The organism is Ilumatobacter sp., assembly GCF_049588435.1.
Taxonomy (GTDB): Bacteria; Actinomycetota; Acidimicrobiia; order Acidimicrobiales; family Ilumatobacteraceae; genus Ilumatobacter_A.
This window is the reverse complement of the sequence record NZ_JBAVYV010000034.1, coordinates 1-1810: the sequence shown is the minus strand read 5'-3', so window position 1 is coordinate 1810 and position 1810 is coordinate 1. Positions and strand designations below refer to the sequence as shown.

1 protein-coding gene and 1 pseudogene are annotated in these 1810 nt (G+C 67.3%); one reads left to right on the top strand and one right to left on the bottom strand.

All coding sequences use genetic code 11. The annotated features are described in order from the left end of the window. Positions 1 to 729, top strand: a pseudogene (locus WBV89_RS01035) (peptide chain release factor 3); the annotation flags it as partial. Positions 730 to 790: 61 nt separating this feature from the next. On the opposite strand, the gene WBV89_RS01030 reads toward WBV89_RS01035, so the two are convergent. Continuing rightward, positions 791 to 1810, bottom strand: a 1020-nt coding sequence (locus tag WBV89_RS01030) for a S1C family serine protease (protein ID WP_423979481.1), incomplete at its 5' end; no start/stop codon positions are given.

Genomic DNA, 1810 nt, shown 5'->3' with positions numbered 1-1810 from the left:
AATCCACGTCCGCTCGAGGATCCGTGCTCGGCATTCGTGTTCAAAGTGCAGGCGAACATGGACCGCAACCATCGTGATCGCATCGCGTTCGCCCGCATCTGTTCGGGCACGTTCGAACGCGGCATGGTGATGACCTGTGAGCGGACGGGCAAACCCTTCGCCACCAAGTACGCCTCGACCGTGTTCGGGGCCGAGCGCACCACGATCGACACCGCGTTTCCGGGAGACGTGGTCGGTCTCGTCAACGCCACCGGACTGAACATCGGCGACACGCTCTACGACGAGACCGGCCCGTCCGTCGAGTTCGCCAAGTTGCCGCAGTTCGCTCCCGAGGTGTTCGCCACCGCGCGACCGCAGGATTCGGGCAAGGTGAAGCAGTTCCGCAAGGGCCTGGACCAGCTCGGCGAAGAGGGCGTGGTCCAGGTGCTGCGCGACCCCGACTGGGGGGAGGCTTCACCGGTCCTCGCAGCGGTCGGTCAGCTGCAGTTCGACGTGTTCGCCAACCGCCTCGATGTCGAGTTCAACGCTCCGATCGAGTTGTCGGGATCGCCGTTCCAGGCCATCCGGCTCACCGACGTCGAGTCGTCCGGCGTGCTGCGCGAGAAGCCCGGCGTGCGAATCCTCCAGCGCACCGACGGGGCGCTGGTCGCCCTGTTCGAGAACAAGTACGCGCTGCAGCGCATCGAGCAGAACGAACCGGAGTTGACGCTCGACCACATCGTGGCCTGATCCGCGTCACGGTCCACCCCCGGCGCCGGTCGTGACCGGGCGAGGGCGGACCGTCGGGAGGTCAGGCTCGCCGGGCTCCGAGCACGGCGTCGATCGTGATGGTCTCGCCGCCGCGCAGGACCTCGATCGTGAGTGCGTCGTCCGGCTCGCTCGCACCGATCACCTCGCCGATCGCATCGGGTGAGTCGATGGCGTCGCCGTTCATCGAGATGATCACGTCACCGGCACGCAGTCCCGCCATCTCGGCAGCCGAGCCGACGTTGACGTCGATGACGACGGCACCGGTCTGATCGGCGTCGAGGTCGAGCTGTGCAGCCAGTTCGGGGGTGACGGGTGACGAACTGATCCCGAGGAACGGCTTGAGGATCGGCTCTCCGGTCGAGAGCGCATCGAGGATCTCCTTGGCCGGATCGGCCGCGATCGCGAAGCCGATGTTCTGCGCCGACGGGGACCCGGCCGAGTTGATCCCGACGACTTTACCGTCGAGGGTGAAGAGCGGGCCGCCCGAGTTGCCGGGGTTGATCGCGGCGTCGGTCTGGATCAGGTTGCTGAGACGGCTGCCGTCCTCGGTCACGATGTCGCGATCGATCGCCGAGACGATGCCGTCGGTCGCGGTCGCGCTGCCGTCGAGGCCGAGCGAGTTGCCGATCGCCACGACGCGCTGACCGACCTGCAGCTCGTCGGAGGATCCGAACTCGACCGGAACGAGATCGTTGCGGTCGACTTCGATCACTGCGAGATCATCGGTCTGCGAGGTTCCGAGGACGGTCGCCGTGGCCTCCGTCCCGTCGGAGAACACGACGTCGACCGTGGCCGCGTCACCGACCACGTGTGCGTTGGTGGCGATCTGTCCGTCGGCGGTCAGCACGAATCCGGTACCGGTGCCCGTGCCGAGCGAGGTCGTCGAATCGATTCGCACGACGCTGGGCAATGCGGTTTCCACGAGGCCGGAGATGTCCGATGTGGTGGTCACGACCGGCTGTTCGAGCGATGTCGCCTCGACATCCGGGGTGACGACGGCGACCGCTGCCTCGGGCGCGGATGCCCGACCGGCGAGCGCGCCGCCGGCGGTCCCTCCGAC